Genomic DNA, 17,316 nt, shown 5'->3' with positions numbered 1-17,316 from the left:
AGGAGACTGACGACGCGCTGCTACGCCGCATGCTCTGCCTGCGTGCACGCTGACATCTTCGGACCGGGACGGACCCCCGCGCAGCGCCTGCCGCTTCACGTCGCGGATATCGGAACGTCCAAGCAAACCAATGTGGCTAGGAGCTTGTAATGGCGCGGACGATCCTGCGTGATAAGACCGCGACGGAACCCGAAGACCGGGTTTCCGGAAAATCCCCCATGTCCGTGCTCGGCCGGGTACTGGCCATGCTGCTGGCCTTCGCAGCGATGGTGGGATTCGCGGTGGTGCTGGCCCGGCTGACGCTGGAACCGTCGGCGGCATCCGTACCGTTGACGCACAGTAATCTGCGCCCTGGTGACTCCATCCGGGCCTATCTCGCCCAGCCCGCGTCCCTTGACACGGTCAAGCAGCTCGGCGGCAATATCGTGATGGGCGTGCCGTTCGGTGTCCTGCTGCCGGTGCTGGTGCCCCGAACGCGAGGGCTGGTCCGGGTAGCGGTGGTCACTGCTCTCGTGATGCTCCTCGTGGAACTCGTCCAAGGCGCCCTTATCATCGGGCGTACCTTCGACATCGATGACGTTCTGCTCAACACCACAGGTGCTCTTCTGGGTTACCTGCTGATCGGCCTCCGGTTGGGCCGTGCAGTGCATCCCCGGCGCCGCCCCTGGTGGCACCGATTCACCAAACGCCCGGTGACTGCTGAGGATCCGGCATAACTGAGCCTTCTCAGCCGCGACCAGCTCGCCGAAGCAATCACCGTGATCCGTTTCCCCAGGGGCATCCTGATAGGGCTGAAGGAACCGGACGACAGAGCAGAGTGAGAAGGACAGACCATGATCCATGCGGCCGATATCCGTGAGTGGCGCAACCACATCGTCGTCGACCCCAAGGGCCGCAAGATCGGCGTGCTCGAAGCCATCTACGTGGACACCACCACCGACGAACCGGCCATGGCCACGGTCCGTATCGGACTTCCCACCCGTCATCAGCTGGCTTTCGTGCCCCTCGACGAGGCGATCCTGGGACCGGACTACGTCAAGGTCTCCTACGACAAGGCGCTGGTGAAGAAGGCGCCCACGCTCGGCATGGACGACATCCTGCCCGCCGAGGCCGAGGAAGCGATCTTCCAGCACTACGACCTGACCTACCAGCCGGGCGCGGGCGGCGAGAGGCAACTCGCGCGCCGCTGACCGCCCCGCGCTCATCCCGAAGGAAGGGTTCGTGCCATGGCTCTGTTCCTGTTTCTCGTTCTGGTCGCCGTCGTGCTGGGAATCGTCGGCGTGGTGGTGGAGGGGCTGTTCTACCTGCTGATCATCGGCATCGTGGTCCTCGTGGCCGCTGTGGCCTTCATCGCGGTGCGCTGGTCCCGGCGCTCCGGCCGCCGCCCCATCCGATAACGCCGGACAGCCCAGGATCCCAACTGCCACGGCCCCTGATTCCCGCCCGACGTCAGGGGTCGTCGGCGTGTGCCTGGGCGACAGCCTCCGGTCGATCACGTCCACAGTGGACATCAGCTTGTGGCCGGGGCCGGGACGAGGGGCGGGTACTTCGCGAGGTGGGTCTGCCAGGCCGCTTCCTGGCGGCAGTGGCCGCACTGCGTCTCGTCGGCCAGGGGGCGGAAGACGTGTTCGGGGCCGGGCCCCTCGCAGGTGATGAGCGGCCTCGGCAGGCGGTCCGTCCGCGGGGGTCCGTCGGGCGTCCGGGGTACGAGGGCCCGCTCCTGCGGCATCTTCACCGTCAGGCGGTGCCGCAGGAACCCGACGGCGGACCGGACACCGTTCGGCGGCAGCGCGCTGGTCAGCGCGTAACGCAGGTCGGCTGGGCTGATGCCTCTGCGCAGCCAGTCGGCCGCGATCGTGGAGAGCGTACGGGCCTCGCTCTCCCCCAGGTGCAGTTCGCGGCGCGACTGCCGCAGAGACAGCAAGACGTCCTCGGCGGCGGCCCGTTCCGGATCGTCCTGCGGAGGCTCGGGGGGTGGGTTGGGAGCGTTCTTCTCTCTGTTGTTATCCCCTGAAGGGGAGTCACCGACCACCTGAGGTGCCGGTTCACCGACCGTCCGCATGTGCGTACTCGGTACGCCGCCGTCGCGGACGGCCGCCGCCTCCTCGGTGGTGAGGTGGACGTTGGCGAGGAGCTGATCCGTCACCCACCGGCCGCGCTCGTTCTGGTGCCGCCACTCGTGCAAGAACCCACAAGCGGTGAGGAGTTGCTTGACCTTCTGGTACGCCCGGCCCTTGATCCCGAGCCGCTCCGCGTGCGCGCTCAGCGGCCTCTCGGCCGCGCCCTCGGGGAGCCCCTGTACGTACAGAAGCAGGATCTTCGCGTCGCTGTTGAGACGCGGGTGCTGCACGACGTCGTGCGAAGCCTTGGTGTAGCGCCGAAGGGGCGCGATAGCATGCCGAAGCATCCTCGGGACTCCTTGATCAGTCCTCGATGGTGAAGGTCCTCGGATTGGTGTTGGTAGCACCGCCGGGGACCGCCCCGCGTCCGGACGGACACGAAGCGTGATGATGCGGTCACCGTACAGCACCGCGCCCAACTCCCGCATATGCCCAGCGAAATGCCCCCACCGGAGGGTGAGGGCACTGCGCTGCGGTGCTGTACGTGCGTCAGGCGCGGGCGTACGAGACGAACGTGGCCCAGGAGTCGGGGGCGACGGCCAACTGCGGGCCGTCGGCGACCTTGGAGTCGCGGACGTGGATGGTGGTGGGGTGCGCGGCGACCTCTACGCATTCGCCGCCCTCGCCGCTGCTGTAGCTCGACTTACGCCAGTCGTAAGCGACTTCGAGGCAGTTGCCGCCTTCGCCGCCGCTGTAGCTGGACTTGAACCAGGTGAGCTCGTCGGTGTTCATCGGTCTCCCAGCATCTTCTCGATCAGGGCCAGCGACTCCCGGGACGTAAGAGCCTCCGCCCGGATCATCGCATAGCGATCCGCGAGTTCGCGGACCTCCCGGGCGTCGGTGAACAAGTGCGGGTGGCCCTGGGCTTCTGTGTATCCGACCTGCTGCTCCCCCTTGGTGGTCAAGAGGCTGAACGCCGTGTCCATGTTGGGGTGTTCCTCGCGGTCCGTAGGCATCACCTGAAGCTCCACGGCCCGCAGGCGACCGAACCGCAACAGTTGTCGCAACTGCCCTTCGTGCACCGCCCGCCCGCCGATGGGACGGCACAGCACCGCCTCCTCGAAGACGAAACTGAACGTCGGCGAAGGCCACTGCTCGAAGACCTGCTGCCTCGACAGCCGGTCCGCGACCCGCTTCTCCACGGTCTCTTCGCTCAGCAGCGGCCGCCGCTGGGTGAAGATCGCCCTCGCGTACTCCTCGATCTGAAGCAGGCCGTGCACGACCTGGTTGCCGTAGTGGAGGAGTTGGACCGCCTCCGCCTCCAGTTTCGCGTAGTTCCGGTACCAATCAGGGTGTCGCGTTCGAGCCTTTTTCTGCGCCTCCCGTACGTCCGGAATCGCCGCCCGCAGCACTCCGCCCGCCTTCAGCGCGTCGTCCGCGCGGTCCAGGAATTCGGGCTGCGGGGTCCGTACGCCGCGTTCCATCGCGGAGATGAGGTCGAGCCCGCAGTGGGTCGCCGTGGCGAGTTCCTTCTGGCTCATGGCGAGGTTCTCGCGCAGTACCCGGATCTGTTTGCCGATCGCGCGGAACAAGTGCGCGGTGCCGTCCGCCTCCGAGGGCAGCTCGGGGCGTGATTCCTGGTTCGCGGATTCCGTCATGCCGTACCGCTCTCTCGGTCACGGCCGACGTGCCGTACATCGTGCCGTGCGTACTCGTACAGTTACCCAGCGTCCAACGGTCACTCCTGGTCAGGGTACGGCGGGGCCGACACGCTCTGTCACATGAATGCCGAAATCGCTTCCGTCACCGCCGAGTTCGTCCAGCGCTTCAGTTCCACCCGTCGCGGGGCCCGGCTCGCGCGCGTCCTCGCCGTACAGCAGCTCGACGCCTGGGGCGTGCCCTTCGGGACCGCCCCTTCCGACGCCGTCGCCCACGTCGTCGCCGAGCTGGCCGCGAACGCGGTGACGCACGGGCACGTCCCCGGCCGGGATTTCGAGGTGCGTCTCCTGCTGCGGGGAGGACGGGTCCGTGTCGAAGTGGCGGACACGCGCGGTGAGCGGTGGCCGCGTGCTCGCCCCGGCGGGGACGGCGAGGGCGGGCGCGGGCTGCTCGTGGTGGAGGCGCTGGCGGAGGCGTGGGGTGTGACGGAACGTAACGTCGGCAAGGTCGTGTGGGCGGACCTCACCGTCACAGCGGTCAGTCGGCCACGGCCTCGATGAGGGAGAACGGTGCTGCCTCCGTGAGCGGGGTGACCGATGTGAGGGACAGGCCCGCGCGGTGGCACACGTCCTCGAAGTCCTTGCGGGTGCGCTCTCTGCCGCCCACGTTCACCAGCATGTTGAGGTCGCTCAGATAGGTGATTCCGCCGTCGGTGACGTCGGCTTCGGTGTTGGTGTCGACGACTTCGGGAAGCACGGGCTCCACGATCAGGATGAGACCGCCGGGCGGCAGCACCTCGCGGCAGTGGCTGAGGATCGTGACCGCCTGGTCGTCCGTCCAGTCGTGCAGGATGCTCTTCATCAGGTAGAGATCCGAGCCCTTGGGGACGGAACGGAAGAAGTCCCCGGCGACCAGAGAGCAGCGCCCCTCCAGCCCGTGCCGCTCCAGCGTCTTCGGCGCCTCGGCCAGGCCCTGAGCCGTGTCGAAGACCACGCCGGTGACGCCCGGATGCGCGTCGAGTACACCGGCCAGGAGGGTTCCGTCGCCCCCACCGACGTCCGTGACCGTGGTGAACCGGCCGAAGTCAAAGGTGCGCGGCAGCGCGGCGGCGGTCTCCGAGACGGCTTGGCTCATCGCCGCGTTGAACTCCGCGGACAGTTCGGGGTGCTGGGCGAGGTGGCTGAAGAAGTCCGTGCCGAAGACGGCGTCGAACGCGATGTCGCCGGTGCGGACACTGCCGTCCAGGTGCTCCCAGGCGCGTACGATCGCCGGTTCGGTGAACATCCGCACGAACGACGTGAGGGAGTCGGGGTGGCAGGGGTCGAGGAGTGCGCCCGCGGGGGTCACCGAGAAGGAATCGGGGGCGTGTTCCTTCAGCAGGCCGAGGCCGGCCAGGGCGCGCAGCAGCCGCGTCATGGGCTGGGGTTCGGCTCCGGCGTCGACGGCCACCTCGGCGGCCCGGCGTGGCGTATCGCCGACCAGCTCCACCACCCTCAGCCGGACCGCTGCGCGCAGGGTTTGCGCGGCCATGCTCCCGAACGCGAGACGGACGATCAGATCGCGGTCGGCCATGCCTGCTGCTGGGACATCGGTGTTCGCCACAGGTGCTTTCCTTCCTTCGTGTGGTGGTACGTGCGTGAAACGGCGTAGGCACGGGCTAGCCGGCGGACGAAGTCCTACGGGCCAGGGCGCCCGGCGTGCACCCGGCGAGGGCCTGTACGTCGCGATGGAGGTGGGCCTGGTCGGCGTATCCGCACGCCAGGGCGACGTTGCTGGCGCTCTCCCCCGCGCAGAGTGCCCGGGCAGCGTGGTGGAAGCGGACCAGCATGGCGGCACGCTTGGGGGTGAGGCCGATCTGGGCACTGAACCTGGACCACAGCCGCTTGCGGCTCCATCCGCAGGACGCGGCGAGGTCACCGACCCGTATCCGGCCTCGACGGGCCACGATGGTGTCCCAGGCAGCGGTGACCTCGGGCGACATCGGCGGTGCCCCCGCAGCCCGCTTCGTGAGGAACTCATCCGTCAGCGCGAGGCGTTCCTGCCACGTCCTGGCGTCGGTCATCTGCTCGCGGAGGCGTCGTTCGTGCCGCCCCCACAGGTCCTCAAGAGCGGTGACGGAACCGTCCAGTTCGCGCGGGGAGACGCCCAGCACCGCATAGGCGGCCCGAGGCGACAAGCACACTTCGACGCACTCGACGCGCTCGCTGCGGATGCGGGCCGGACCGGGCGACAACGAGGCGACGAGGCTCCTCGTGGGCTGGTGCCCCGTGGCACTCTCCACCGTGAACGGGTCGCCCCCTAGCCCGATGACGACGATCACGGCGGGCTGGGGGAGCACCTGCATATCCAGCCCGGCGGCGACGCGGTCACGGAATCCGGCCATCCGGACGCCGTCGAGGGACGTGCCGCGGAGGGGGCGGGCGACCTCCCAGCCGTTCTCGGCATCGCGATCCATGGGTGCGGCCCCCACTTCGTGTGTGCGCATGCCTCTACCGTCGCCGACTTCGGTGGCCCTGTCTTGGACGAAAGTTCCGTAACCCGCTCACCCCCCGGGGGGCCCTACCCCCTCACCCCCGTCGCCGCATCCAGCGTCTCGTCAGTGGCCGGTAGGCCGGACGCCCGCGTCACGGGCGTCCCGCCTGCCCCCTTCCCTCGTCGCAGGCGCGAAACCAGTGGCTCGGTCCACCGCGCCGCCAGGGGGCCCAGGAGGACCAGGATCAGTACGTACGCCGCGGCGATCGGGCCGATCCGGGGCTCCGTCGCCACCGTCAGGCCCGCGATCACGACCGAGAACTCCCCGCGGGCCACCAGCGCCCCGCCCGCCCGCAACCGGCCGCGCCGGCCGATGCCGGCCCGCCGCGCGGCGTACCAGCCGGTGGCGATCTTCGTGAACGCCGTCACGACCGCCAGCAGCAGCGCGGGCAGCAGCACCGGCGGAATGTCCGCCGGATCGGTCGACAGGCCGAAGAAGACGAAGAAGACGGCCGCGAAGAGGTCCCGCAGCGGCGTCAGCAGCCTGCGCGCGCCCTCCGCCACCTCCCCCGACAGCGCGATGCCGACCAGGAACGCCCCGACCGCCGCCGAGACCTGCAGCTGCTGCGCCACCCCGGCCACCAGCACCGTCAGCCCCAGCACGACCAGCAGCAGCATCTCCGGGTCGTCCGACGACACCGCCCGGCTGATCAGGCGTCCGTGCCGCAGCACGACGTACAGGACGAGGCCGACCGTACCCAGCGCGATCAGCAGCGCCACACTGCCGCCCGCCAGGCCGACGCCCGCGAGCAGCGCCGTCAGCAGCGGCAGGTAGACCGCCATCGACAGGTCTTCCATCACCAGTACGCCGAGCACGACCGGCGTCTCGCGGTTACCCAGGCGCCCGAGATCCGTGAGTACCTTGGCGATGACACCCGACGACGAAATCCAGGTGACACCGGCCAGCGCGACCGCCGCCACCGGCCCCCACCCGAGGATGAGCGCGGCGACCGCGCCGGGTGTCGCGTTGAGGACGAAGTCGACCGCTCCCGACGGGTATTGCGTCCTGAGGCTGTTGACCAGCTCGGACGCGCTGTACTCCAGGCCCAGCAGGAGCAGCAGCAGGATGACGCCGATGTCGGCGCCGACGGCCACGAAGTCCTCGCTCGCGTCGAGCGGCAGCAGCCCTCCATGGCCGAACGCGAGCCCTGCCAGCAGATAGAGCGGAATGGGGGAGAGACCGACCCGGCCCGCCAGTCTGCCCACGAGGCCGAGGGCGAGGATGAGCGAGCCGAGTTCGATCAGCAGAGCGGTGGTGTTGTGCACGGCTCAGCCCCCCGCGATGATCTCGACGAGCGCGTCGACGCCCTCACGGGTGCCGACGACGACCAGCGTGTCCCCGATGGACAGGCGGAAGTCCGGTCCCGGTGACGGCGTCGCGGCGGTCCGCTGGAGTACGGCCACGATGGAGGCGCCCGTACGCGAACGGGCCCGGGTGTCGCCGAGCGTCCGTCCGGCGTACGGCGACTTGCTGGTCACGTGGATGTGCTCGGTGACGAGGTCGATCCCGTCCGTGCGTACGGCGTCGATGGGCGCCGCGTCGATCAGGTGGGCGAGGGCCGTCGCTTCCTCGGACGACAGGGGTACGGAGAGCAGACAGGCGTCGGGGTCGTCGCGATCGTAGAAGCCGATGAAGCGCCGGCCGTCCTTGTGTACGACCACCGAGATGTGCTGGCCGCCTTCGGTGGCGAAGTCGTACTGCGTACCGACTCCCGGCAAGGTGGTCCGGCGCGTGCCCATGGTCTGCCTCCCGGTCTCCCTGCCGCCTCCCGGTCTCCCCGCCGATCTGCTGCCCGGCCGCGGCACGTGCGGACTTCCAGGCACAGCGGCCGAAAGTGACGACTGGGCGACCGGCGACTTTGCCTTGCCATTACCCTACTCCGGACCTGCGTGGGGCTCCTGTTGGACGTACGCGCAGCTCAGGCACATGGCGAAGGCGGCGGCGTCCCGCATTCCGGGAGCGCCGCCGCCGATGCCGCGCAGCAGCTGTCAGGGGCGGTGAGTGACCGTCGGGTCCTCTCCGCTCCCGTGGTCGGCGTCACCGGCGTGGTCCGGGTCGCCGGCCTCACGGCCCGCGCCGGACTGCTGCGGCTCGTGCCGCCCGGGGGACGTGGCGGCGACGTGCGGTTCGGACGAGCGGGCGACTTCGGCGCGCACCATGGCGTTCAGGGCGGCGTACGGGTCGATGGGCATGATGAACGTCCTTACGGTCGGGGGTGGTCCGGCGCTGGAGCGGCGACGGCGGCCCTGGTCGGCCGGCCGCGCGCGGCCCTCTCAGCAGCGCAGAACCACGCACCGCCGCACCGCGAGCCGCGACGGCGGCGCATCGACCGGCACTCCCGGCGGCCGGGCCGGGCACAGGTGCCGCCGCCGTGTCCCTGTACGCCGGTACGACGCCACCGCCCCCGCCGCCCGGCCTCTGCCGCCGTTACGCACGCGCCCCCGCCGGGCGCCCCGGGCGCTGTGTCCGGCCCCGCGCACTTCACTGTCGGCGGCGTCCGACGGCTGCCCCTCGGCCCCGGAACCGCTACTGCTGCCACTACCGGTTCCGGAAGGAAGTGTCTCGGCAGCCAGTGACACCGGCAGCCGGGCCTGTCCGAACCCGCCCTCCCCCAGTACCGCCGCGACAACCGCGGTGAGCACCAGCACCAGCATCAGCAGCACCGTCACCGCACGGCCGCGCACCGCACCGCCGCGCGCCGCGCGCGGGACATGGCACATGGCAGACATGTGCCTCTCGTCCCACGGGCGGGCCGGTTCGTAGCCGTACGACGGCCAAGTCCCCTCCTCCGGTCTAGCGCCGTAAGACTTTCGTCACGCGAATGCCGAGGTCGGAGCCGTCTTCCGGGCGTTGAATGGGGGGCATGAGGCGCACACTCGGCAAGCCCGTGGTCATCGGAGTACTGCTCGTCGGCATGGTTGTGGCCGGCGTGGGCCTGTACTGGTTCCAGCCGTGGAAGCTGTGGGTGGACGACACGGTGCGGGACGAACTCCCGGTCGCGGCCCCCGCCACCACCGAACCCGACGCCACCCCCGACTCCGAACCCGACGCCCCCTCCACCCTGCCCGCCCCGTCCACCCCGCCCGCCCTCCGCACCCTGGCCGCCGGCACCCTGATCAGCCACGAGCACAGCACCACCGGCACGGCGAAGATCATCCGGCTCCCCGACGGCACCCGCACCCTCCGTCTGGAGAACCTCGACACCAGCAACGGCCCCGACCTGCGCGTCTGGCTCACCGACGCCCCGGTGAAGGAAGGCAAGGCGGGCTGGCACGTCTTCGACGACGGGAAGTACGTCAGCCTGGGCAAGCTCAAGGGCAACAAGGGCGACCAGAACTACGTGCTGCCCGCCGACCTGGACCTGAAGGGACTGACGAGCGTCAGCATCTGGTGCGACCGATTCGACGTGTCATTCGGCGCCGCCGAACTCGCCGCCGTCCCGGCATGACCGTCCGTCTCAGCCCGGCAGCCACATGGCGAACGCCACGACACTGCCCCGCGCACCGTCCGCCCCACCCGTGATCACCAGCCGGTCCGTGATGAGCCGGGTGAGCCACAGCCCCCGCCCGCAATGGCTGCCGGCCAGGCCCGGCGCCAGCTCCGGGATCACCGAGGAGGCGAAGCCGGGCCCCGAGTCGCTGATCGCGCATTCGAGCGCGCGCGGGGAGCCGGCGCAACGGTGCAGCAGCAGTCGGCCGCCCCCGCCACCGTGCTCCACCGCGTTCGTCGCCACCGCGTTCGCCGCGAGGACGAAGTCACCCCGCCGGGGCTCCGCCAGCCCCGCCCAGGCGGCGTACTGGTCGACCAGTACGCGCAGCCGGGGCATGTCCTCCCGGCTGAAATCGAGCTCCAGCAGCCGCTCCTGCGGCCCGCCCCCGTTGTCGAGGTGCACCCCGTCCCTCACCATGCCCGGACCGCCTCCGTCAGTGTGGGGCGGACGTCTGCCCGTTCATGCATCGCTTCTGGGGGTCCCTTCTCGCCTCCGCAACCCTAGGGATAGCGGACGAAGTTGAGTACCCGTACCCGAAGTCGCGCAACGACACCCGAACGGAGCGCACCACTACCAGCACGCTCCCCGGGTACCAAACCGTGTGACAGGGGCGGGGGCCCGTCCTAGGATCGCCGCACGGCATCGCGTGTCGGTCACCGGCCGGGTGAGGCATGGAGGTGCCCGTGAGTTTGCCTTACGGAGGCATTCCACAGTGTCAGTGCAGCTGAATCACACCATCGTTCACGCCCGGGACAAGCGGGAGTCCGCCGAGTTCTTCACCCACATCATGGGCCTGGAGATCTCGGCCGAATGGGGCCCGTTCATCGCCGTCGAGCTGAGCAACGGCGTCACCCTCGACTTCGCGACCATCCCCGCGGAGTCGATCGCCGTCCAGCACTACGCCTTCCTCGTCACGGAGGAAGAGTTCGACGGGATCTTCCAGCGCGTCCAGGACGCCGGAATCACGTACTACGCCGACCCGCACGGCAAGCAGCCGGGCGAGATCAACCGCAATGACGGCGGCCGCGGCATGTACTTCATGGATCCGTCGGGCCACGGCCTGGAAGCGATCACCCGCCCGTACGGCAGCGGCGGCGAACAACAGTAACGGGAACAGCATTAACGGGATGAAAGGCGGGCAGGCAGCACCGCTTCCTGCCCGCCGCCCGCGTACACCCTCTGCTTCGGCGGCCTCATGCTCCTCGGCGGCCGACTCGCCGACGCCCTCGGTGCCCGCCGCACCCTCGTCGCCGGCCTGACCGTCTTCACCGCCGCCTCCCTGGTCACCGGCCTGGCCGAAACCGCGCCCATCCTCCTCACCGGACGCACGGCCCAAGGCGTGGGCGCGGCCCTGCTGTCCCCGGCCGCACTCGCCATCCCCGCGAACTCCGCCGGGTGCCAACGGAATTCCGTACGCGCGCGCTAACCCTCATCAGCACGGGCGAACGTTGTAAGGGGCCGTCCGAGTGGGCGCGTATAAAGGTTGCCGGACGAACTCGGAGGAGCGACGAGTGCCCAGTGCGACAGATGCCGTCAGCACACTGATGGTGCAGAAATTCGGAGTAGACCCAGCGGCCGTCCGTCCCGAGATCCCACTCTACGAATTGCGCATGGATTCACTCGCCCTGGAGGAATTCCGCATCCTCATCGAGGAGCAGCTGGAAATCGACCTTGAGGACGCCGCGCTGACCTCCCGGAACACCGTGGGTGAGCTGGCCGAACTCGTCGAACTCGTACACAGCAGGACACTCGGATGAGCAGGCCGGTGAACCCGCCCTTCACGGCGGCGGTGACAGGACTCGGCCTGGTCACCGCGGCGGGGGCCGGGACCGACAGCGTGTGGCGAAACGTCACGCGAGGTGTGGTCGCGGCCTCCTCCGTGGGCCCGCGCGAGGAACTCCGGGACCTTCCCTGCGACTTCATGTACGCCATCGGACCGGACCTCCTCGACACCGCGCAGCTCCTCGGCGTGGCGACCCAGCGGCTGATGGACCGGTTCGCGCAGCTCGCCGTACTGGCCGCGCGCGAAGCCGTCGCGGACGCCGGCCTCGATCCGGCGGTCTGGGACAGCGGCCGGGTCGCGGTCGTCATCGGTTCCGCCCATGGAGGCCTCCCCTTCTACGACGAGCAGCACACCGCGCTGACCACCAAGGGCCCGCGCCGGGTCTCCCCCAAGCTCGCCCCGCTGACCGTCGTCAACAGCGCGGCCAGCAGCGTCTGCATGGACCTCGGGGTCCGTGGGCCGAGCATGGCGGTCTCCACCGCCTGCTCGTCGGGGACCGTGGCGATCGGAACCGCGCACCAGATGCTGCGTACCGGCGCCTGCGACATCGCCATCGCCGGCGGCGCCGAGTCGGTCTGCTCGCGGTTGCTGATCGCCAGCGCCTGCCAGATGAAGGCGGTGTCCACCCGCCGCGACGATCCCGCCGCGGCCTGCCGCCCGTTCGACGCGGACCGTGACGGGTTCGTTGTCGGCGAAGGCTCCGGGCTCCTCGTCATGGAACGCCCCGAGCACGCCAAGGCGCGCGGCGCCCGGATCCGGGCCGGCATCGCCGGATACGGCGCGTCCAGCGACTCGTACTCGGCCGTCGCCCCCGACCCCGAGGGCAAGGGCATCGAAAACGCGCTGCGTACCGCGCTGACGGACGCGGGGGTCACCCCGTCGGACATCGGCCACGTCAACGCGCACGGCACGTCGACGGTGTTCAACGACCTCATCGAGGCGACCATGCTGCACCGGCTGCTGGGCGCGGACCCGCTGGTCACCTCGACCAAGGCCATGACCGGCCACACCCTGGGAGCCGCCGGGGGTATCGAGACCGCCCTGACCGTGCTCGCGCTGGAGCACCAGCTCGTACCGCCGACAGCCAACCTGGAGTCGCTCGACCCGCGCGTCCCCGTCGAGGTGGTCGCCAAGGCGAGCCGTCCCGCGACGTTCGACTGCGCGGTCAAGACATCGCTCGGCTTCGGCGGCCACAACGCCGCGCTGGTCCTCACCCGCAGCTAGTCGAGAAGGAGAAGGGGAAGGAGAAGGAGCATGGCCGAGGGAACCGTCCGCTCGCTGTCGGTGAACGGGGTTCGCTACTCCTACCGCCTGCTGGAGCGGACCGGCCCCGTCACCGGCCCGGTCACCGAACCCGTCGTCGTCCTCGGCGGCGCCCTGCAGGGGATGCTCGGCTGGCCCCAGATGGAAGGGCGGCTGGGCCCGGTGGCGAGCGTCGTGACCGCCGACCTGCCGGGCATGGGCACTGCGGCGCCGCTGCCGCCCGGACCCAGCGCGGACATGCTGTGCGCCGCCGTCACCCGGATCATCGACGATCTCGACGTACCCCGCGTCAACCTCTTCGGTTTCTCCTACGGCGCCGCACCCGCCTTCCGCTGTGCCCAGCGCAATCCGGGGCGCATCGCGCGCCTCCTCCTCGGCGGGGTCCCTGCGCACATCACGGACGCCCAGCGGGCCCACTGGCAGCGGGCCACGGACCGGCTCGCCGCCGGGGACACGGACGGGTTCGCCACCCTGGTGACGGAAGCGCTGATGTGTCTCGACCCGGAGCGTTACGTCGCCCGCAGGGACCTCGCGTACCGGTACGTCAAGCGGTCCATGCTCCACGCCGTCACGCACTCGCCGCACGCCGCGGATTCCGTGTACCGCTCCCTCGGCGACCGGCCGGACTTCTCGGGTGGTCTGTCCGGAGTACCGGCGCTGGTGTTCACCGGGGAACACGACACGGTGACATCGGCCGAACGTCAGCGGGCCTTCGCCGCCACGATCCGGGGGAGCCGGTTCACCACCGTCCGGGACACCGATCACTGGGTCGTACTCGAAAAGGCCGAAGAGGTCGCGGACTTGGCGCTGCGCTTCTTCACGGACCGTCCGCTGGAGCCTGGCGGCTACCTGACTTCGGGTCCGCAGCAGGAGCGCGTGTCCGGCCGCAGTAAGGCCTGAGCAGCCTCCCGCCTGACGGCTCCTGTTTACCCAGCGTGCGTGAAAAGTTGCGGAGCGTTGCCGCGGGTTGCACGGTGGCGTTGTCCCCACTCTCCAACGACCTCACGTAAGGACACTCGCATGCGCATCTCCCGAACAGCTGGCCTCGTTGTCTCCTGCGCGGTGTGCGGGGCGCTGGCGTTCGGCTCGGCCGGGGCCGCAGTGGCGGCCCCGATACCGGCTCCGCCCACCTCGAACAGCTCCGTCGTCGCAGACCCGCTTCCCAACGCCGAGAAGCTCGCCGCCCCGGTGAAGCTGCTCGGTCAGATGGCCGGTGTGCTGACTCCCACCACCAACATGCTCAACGCCGTCATCGCGGGGGGTGGAAAGCTGTCTCGGGAGGAGGCCACCAAGCACGCGAAGGCGATGGAGGAGGCCCTGAAGACCTTCCCGAAGGCATCCCCGGCATCCCCGGCAACTCCGCTCGCCCCGCCGGAACACGCGGCCCCCGTCTCACCCGACACCCCGGCCGCCGGGGCGCCGGCGCCCGGCATGCCCGCGCGGTGGTCCGACGCTGCCGCGGCCGACCCGGCCATGGACCTCCAGGTGAAGGCGGTCGCCGACCTGCGGGCCAGTGTCGACGTATTGCTCAAGGCGGCGGTGAAGGGGGAGGCGAAGGCCGTGACACCGGCCGTCGAGGCCACGCTCAAGGCCACCACCAACCTGGTCGCCGGCATCGTCATGGGCGGCGGCCTCCCGAAGCCCGACCTCGCGGGGATGCCCGCGCAGCCCAAGGTTCCGGGGTCGTCCGCGGACGGCTGATGGCTGATGGTTCCACGAGTGCCCGGTTCTTCCCCGCGGGAAGGCCGGGCATTCGGGCGTTCGGGTGACAGTGGAAAGCCAAATTCTTTTATTGAGTTTCCTCGGCACGGGCGGGTCGTTACCGATGTCGACGGCGACTTGCGCAGGTGACTGACAGTCCCGTGCAGGTGTCGCTGCCGGAAAGGTTCTCGATGAAATATATGAAAAGCGCCACCTTTGTCGCCGGCTCGCTCATCGCCGTCGGTTTCGCCTCCCCGGCACTTGCGGAGGCCACATCGGAGGGAAAGGCCGGCTATGCCAGGGGCGCCTTCTCCGGGAAAAAAGTACAGGATCCGATGAACGTCTGCGGCGACACCGTCAACGTCATCGGCCTCCTCAACCCCGCCGTCGACAACGTCTGTGTCAACAAGTAGTTCCCAGGCCGAAGCCCAGGTAATCGGCTCGTCCGCAAGCATGAAAGACAGGGAATGGCAAAGCGACAGGTTTTGAGTAAAGGCGTGTTCGCTGCGGCGGCTGCCTCCGGAATGCTCGCCATGGCCGGCGGCTACGCTCACGCGCATACGGCCTCCTATGACGAGACCACTAACGCGTCGGGCAGCCTGTCCGGCCACAACGCCCAGAGCCCCGTACAGGTTCCGGTGAACGTGTGCGGCAACACCGTCGACGTCGTCGGCGCCTTCAACCCCGCTGTGGGCAATGACTGCGCCAACATCGCGTCGAGCTCGGTGCCCGAGACGGACCACTCCGATATGGGCTATCCCGGCATGGGCGACCCCGGTAAGGGCTACCCCGGCATGGCCGAGTCCGGTATCGGTGACTCCGGCATGGGCGACTCCGGTAAGGACTACCCGGGCATGGCGGAGTCCGGTATCGGCGACTCCGGCATGGGCGGGTCCGGTGGCGCCGGGTCGGGAGATGGGCACCAGGGTGAGGAGCCGTGCGACGAGGAGGAGAAGCCGCCGGTCGGTAAGCCGCCCGTCGACAAGCCGCCCGCCGGTAAGCCCCCCGTCGACGTACCGCCCAGTGGTGGGCCTTCGGAGGCGCCCCGGGGCAAGCCCCCTGTCGAGGTGCTGCCGGCCACGGACGGCCCTTCGTCCACGGTTCCGGTCGTTGCCGACAGGCCGGCCACGGACGAGGGCGCGGTGCTGGCCGAGACGGGTGCGGGCGAGGTCGGGATCGCCGGCGCATTGGGTGCCCTGCTGATCGGTGGCGGTGCGCTGGTGTTCCGTCGTACCAGGGCCAGGGCCAGGGCCGCCCAAGTCTGAGCCGCAGGAACAGCAAGCCGACGCGTTGATGGAGCGATTTCCACGCGATCCCGTGGAGATCGCTCCATCTTCGTGACCGGCTGCTTTTTGGTTCCAGGCATCCGGGTGAATCGGCAAGAGGCGCTGCAAGGCTGAGTTTCTCTCCGTCCAGGCACTCGTTGTTCCCGGTGTAAGTGACATGGGCCAGCAGCGGTCGAAATGTCACGGGTTCGCTGTTCGCTGATTTACGTCGCGTGAAGAGGGATTACTGAGATGAAGTACATGAAGGCCGCTTCCGCTATTGCCGTTTCGATGATCGCTGCTGGCGCTGCGGCGGGAGCGGCGTCTCCGGCCATGGCCGCCGACCACCACCCGTGGAACTCCCCTGCGCACGGTCTGACCCACTCCCTGAACAACCAGCCTCTCGACGGCGGCCGTGTCGTCGAAGGCATCCCGCGCACGGCGGTCGGCGCCGCTCAGGAACTCCAGAACGCCAAGAACGGCGTGCCGAAGAAGCTGCTGAAAGACGTCGCGGGCTCCGCCACGAAGGGCGCGGTGGCCGACGGTCTGCCGATCGGCGGCTGAGGCAACGCCCGTGCTTCTCCGCGGTGCGGAAAGGCCGGGCGTACGTCATTCGGCGGTGCGGTCGCACGGGGCCTTGCGGATGGACTCCGCGAGGCCCCTTTGCGTGTGGCGAAGTGACGGAGTGGCGAACTGACGGGGGGCGAACTGACGGGCCGGCCGGGCGTGGTTACGCGTCTCGGCCGCCGAGGCGCAGGTGCTCGATGTGGTACACGGCCTCGTCGAGGAGCTGGGCGGGACGTCCGGGTGGGGAGCCCGTTGGCGTTGCTGGGCGGCGGTGTGACGTCGGCGGTGGGTGAGGTGGGTGCTGTGTAGTGCTGTGCGTGAGGTGGAGGGGGCTGGGCGTACCGCTGTCGTCGCTCACCGGTTCCGCGCCGGTGCTGCTGACCGGGGACAACGAACGTGCCGCCGAGCAGCTCGCCGGTGGGGTTGGCATTACGGAGGTACGGGCCGGGCTGTTGCCGCAGGACAAGGTCGCCGCCGTACGGGAGTGGGAGGCGGCGGGGGAGAAGGTGCTGGTGGTCGGTGACGGGGTCAACGACGCGCCCGCGCTGGCCGCCGCGCACAGTGGCATCGCCATGGGGAGGGCCGGGTCGGATCTGGCCCTGGAGACGGCTGACGCGGTGGTGGTGCGCGACGAGTTGGCGACGGTGCCGGCGGTTGTGGCGCTTTCGCGGCGGGCGCGGCGGTTGGTTGTGCAGAACCTTGTTGTCGCGTCGGTTTGTATCGGGGTGCTGGTGATCTGGGATCTGGCGGGCCATTTGCCGCTGCCGTTGGGGGTGGCGGGGCATGAGGGGTCGACGGTGCTGGTGGGGCTGAACGGCTTGCGGTTGCTGCGGGAGGGGGCTTGGCGGGGGGCGGTGCGGGACGCGTAGCGGGGTCGGGGTGTGGGGAGGCCCTGGGCTTCGGGGTCGGTGCCGTGCCGGGGCGTCTCCTCGGGCGTCGAACGTTCGGGTAGGTGTTGGTTCGTTCGCGGGGCTTGCGTTCAACGCCCTGCGGGG

General features: G+C 69.7%; 23 protein-coding genes and 2 pseudogenes. 15 read left to right on the top strand and 10 right to left on the bottom strand.

What is annotated here, in order from left to right:
- The first annotated feature begins 218 nt into the window (after nucleotides 1-218).
- The 3 genes from J7E91_RS02095 to J7E91_RS02085 all read left to right on the top strand — a co-directional run bounded on the left by J7E91_RS02095 (nucleotide 219) and on the right by J7E91_RS02085 (nucleotide 1,397).
- Nucleotides 219-716 (top strand): VanZ family protein, encoded by a 498-nt coding sequence (locus J7E91_RS02095; protein ID WP_308375968.1) that lies wholly within the window; start codon nucleotides 219-221, stop codon nucleotides 714-716.
- A gap of 117 nt (nucleotides 717-833) precedes the next feature.
- The gene (locus J7E91_RS02090) at nucleotides 834-1,190 is read left to right on the top strand and encodes a PRC-barrel domain-containing protein (protein ID WP_214898596.1); all 357 of its coding nucleotides are present in this window, start codon (nucleotides 834-836) and stop codon (nucleotides 1,188-1,190) included.
- 36 nt (nucleotides 1,191-1,226) lie between these two features.
- Nucleotides 1,227-1,397, top strand: coding sequence for a hypothetical protein (locus J7E91_RS02085; RefSeq protein WP_214898595.1), 171 nt, complete (start codon nucleotides 1,227-1,229; stop codon nucleotides 1,395-1,397).
- A 113-nt stretch (nucleotides 1,398-1,510) separates the two neighbouring features.
- Here the strand turns inward: J7E91_RS02085 and J7E91_RS02080 are convergent, their stop codons facing one another.
- From J7E91_RS02080 to J7E91_RS02070, 3 genes are all read right to left on the bottom strand, one after another.
- Nucleotides 1,511-2,407: a hypothetical protein gene (locus J7E91_RS02080; RefSeq protein WP_214898594.1), complete on the bottom strand. Its 897-nt coding sequence runs from the start codon at nucleotides 2,405-2,407 to the stop codon at nucleotides 1,511-1,513.
- Nucleotides 2,408-2,609: 202 nt separating this feature from the next.
- Nucleotides 2,610-2,852, bottom strand: a complete 243-nt coding sequence (locus J7E91_RS02075; RefSeq protein WP_214898591.1) for a DUF397 domain-containing protein — start codon at nucleotides 2,850-2,852, stop codon at nucleotides 2,610-2,612.
- Nucleotides 2,849-3,718, bottom strand: coding sequence for a helix-turn-helix transcriptional regulator (locus tag J7E91_RS02070; protein WP_214898589.1), 870 nt, complete (start codon nucleotides 3,716-3,718; stop codon nucleotides 2,849-2,851). Before J7E91_RS02070 ends, J7E91_RS02075 begins: the two co-directional genes overlap by 4 nt.
- A 123-nt stretch (nucleotides 3,719-3,841) precedes the next feature.
- Between J7E91_RS02070 and J7E91_RS02065 the strand changes: the two genes are divergently transcribed.
- Complete coding sequence (locus J7E91_RS02065; RefSeq protein WP_214898588.1) at nucleotides 3,842-4,279, top strand: ATP-binding protein; 438 nt, start codon at nucleotides 3,842-3,844, stop codon at nucleotides 4,277-4,279.
- On the opposite strand, the gene J7E91_RS02060 is transcribed toward J7E91_RS02065, so the two are convergent.
- From J7E91_RS02060 to J7E91_RS02035, 6 genes are all read right to left on the bottom strand, one after another.
- Nucleotides 4,257-5,321, bottom strand: a complete 1,065-nt coding sequence (locus tag J7E91_RS02060; protein WP_214898586.1) for a methyltransferase — start codon at nucleotides 5,319-5,321, stop codon at nucleotides 4,257-4,259. The two genes, J7E91_RS02065 and J7E91_RS02060, sit on opposite strands and share 23 nt — an antisense overlap.
- 55 nt (nucleotides 5,322-5,376) lie before the next feature.
- Nucleotides 5,377-6,204 carry an AraC family transcriptional regulator gene (locus J7E91_RS02055; RefSeq protein ID WP_251015057.1) on the bottom strand — a complete coding sequence of 276 codons (828 nt, stop codon included), beginning with the start codon at nucleotides 6,202-6,204 and terminating at the stop codon, nucleotides 5,377-5,379.
- A 74-nt stretch (nucleotides 6,205-6,278) separates the two neighbouring features.
- A complete protein-coding gene (locus J7E91_RS02050) occupies nucleotides 6,279-7,517 on the bottom strand; it encodes a cation:proton antiporter (protein ID WP_214898584.1) in 1,239 nt (412 codons plus the stop codon).
- 3 nt (nucleotides 7,518-7,520) lie between these two features.
- Nucleotides 7,521-7,991, bottom strand: coding sequence for a cation:proton antiporter regulatory subunit (locus J7E91_RS02045; protein WP_214898583.1), 471 nt, complete (start codon nucleotides 7,989-7,991; stop codon nucleotides 7,521-7,523).
- A gap of 249 nt (nucleotides 7,992-8,240) precedes the next feature.
- Nucleotides 8,241-8,444 carry a hypothetical protein gene (locus J7E91_RS02040; protein WP_214898582.1) on the bottom strand — a complete coding sequence of 68 codons (204 nt, stop codon included), beginning with the start codon at nucleotides 8,442-8,444 and terminating at the stop codon, nucleotides 8,241-8,243.
- A gap of 81 nt (nucleotides 8,445-8,525) precedes the next feature.
- Entirely contained in the window at nucleotides 8,526-8,981 is a 456-nt protein-coding gene (locus J7E91_RS02035) for a hypothetical protein (RefSeq protein ID WP_214898581.1), read from the bottom strand.
- A gap of 125 nt (nucleotides 8,982-9,106) precedes the next feature.
- Between J7E91_RS02035 and J7E91_RS02030 the strand changes: the two genes are divergently transcribed.
- Nucleotides 9,107-9,700, top strand: a complete 594-nt coding sequence (locus tag J7E91_RS02030) for a DM13 domain-containing protein (RefSeq protein ID WP_214898580.1) — start codon at nucleotides 9,107-9,109, stop codon at nucleotides 9,698-9,700.
- Between the two features lie 9 nt (nucleotides 9,701-9,709).
- Here the strand turns inward: J7E91_RS02030 and J7E91_RS02025 are convergent, their stop codons facing one another.
- Nucleotides 9,710-10,159, bottom strand: coding sequence for an ATP-binding protein (locus J7E91_RS02025; RefSeq protein WP_214898579.1), 450 nt, complete (start codon nucleotides 10,157-10,159; stop codon nucleotides 9,710-9,712).
- A 295-nt stretch (nucleotides 10,160-10,454) separates the two neighbouring features.
- Here J7E91_RS02025 and J7E91_RS02020 point away from each other — a divergent pair, with 295 nt between their 5' ends.
- The 10 genes and pseudogenes from J7E91_RS02020 to J7E91_RS01975 form a co-directional block, all read left to right on the top strand.
- Nucleotides 10,455-10,850, top strand: a complete 396-nt coding sequence (locus J7E91_RS02020) for a VOC family protein (RefSeq protein ID WP_214898578.1) — start codon at nucleotides 10,455-10,457, stop codon at nucleotides 10,848-10,850.
- Between the two features lie 60 nt (nucleotides 10,851-10,910).
- Nucleotides 10,911-11,120 (top strand): annotated as a pseudogene (locus J7E91_RS02015) (MFS transporter); the annotation flags it as partial.
- A 133-nt stretch (nucleotides 11,121-11,253) separates the two neighbouring features.
- Nucleotides 11,254-11,499, top strand: a complete 246-nt coding sequence (locus J7E91_RS02010) for an acyl carrier protein (protein ID WP_308375936.1) — start codon at nucleotides 11,254-11,256, stop codon at nucleotides 11,497-11,499.
- Complete coding sequence (locus J7E91_RS02005) at nucleotides 11,496-12,749, top strand: beta-ketoacyl synthase (RefSeq protein WP_214898577.1); 1,254 nt, start codon at nucleotides 11,496-11,498, stop codon at nucleotides 12,747-12,749. Before J7E91_RS02010 ends, J7E91_RS02005 begins: the two co-directional genes overlap by 4 nt.
- Before the next feature lie 30 nt (nucleotides 12,750-12,779).
- Nucleotides 12,780-13,688: an alpha/beta fold hydrolase gene (locus tag J7E91_RS02000; protein ID WP_214898576.1), complete on the top strand. Its 909-nt coding sequence runs from the start codon at nucleotides 12,780-12,782 to the stop codon at nucleotides 13,686-13,688.
- A 120-nt stretch (nucleotides 13,689-13,808) separates the two neighbouring features.
- The gene (locus J7E91_RS01995) at nucleotides 13,809-14,489 is read left to right on the top strand and encodes a hypothetical protein (protein WP_214898574.1); all 681 of its coding nucleotides are present in this window, start codon (nucleotides 13,809-13,811) and stop codon (nucleotides 14,487-14,489) included.
- A gap of 191 nt (nucleotides 14,490-14,680) precedes the next feature.
- The gene (locus J7E91_RS01990) at nucleotides 14,681-14,902 is read left to right on the top strand and encodes a chaplin (RefSeq protein WP_214898775.1); all 222 of its coding nucleotides are present in this window, start codon (nucleotides 14,681-14,683) and stop codon (nucleotides 14,900-14,902) included.
- An 84-nt stretch (nucleotides 14,903-14,986) separates the two neighbouring features.
- On the top strand, nucleotides 14,987-15,754 hold the full coding sequence (locus J7E91_RS01985) for a chaplin (protein ID WP_214898572.1): 768 nt from the start codon (nucleotides 14,987-14,989) through the stop codon (nucleotides 15,752-15,754).
- Between the two features lie 252 nt (nucleotides 15,755-16,006).
- Nucleotides 16,007-16,318 (top strand): hypothetical protein, encoded by a 312-nt coding sequence (locus J7E91_RS01980; protein ID WP_214898570.1) that lies wholly within the window; start codon nucleotides 16,007-16,009, stop codon nucleotides 16,316-16,318.
- Nucleotides 16,319-16,665: 347 nt separating this feature from the next.
- Nucleotides 16,666-17,190: pseudogene (locus J7E91_RS01975) on the top strand (HAD-IC family P-type ATPase); the annotation flags it as partial.
- Between the last annotated feature and the right edge of the window lie 126 nt (nucleotides 17,191-17,316).

Source organism: Streptomyces sp. ISL-99 (genome assembly GCF_018614005.1).
Lineage (GTDB): Bacteria > Actinomycetota > Actinomycetes > Streptomycetales > Streptomycetaceae > Streptomyces > Streptomyces flavidovirens.
Note: the sequence above shows the minus strand (reverse complement) of the source record. Positions and strands in the feature narration are given on the sequence as shown.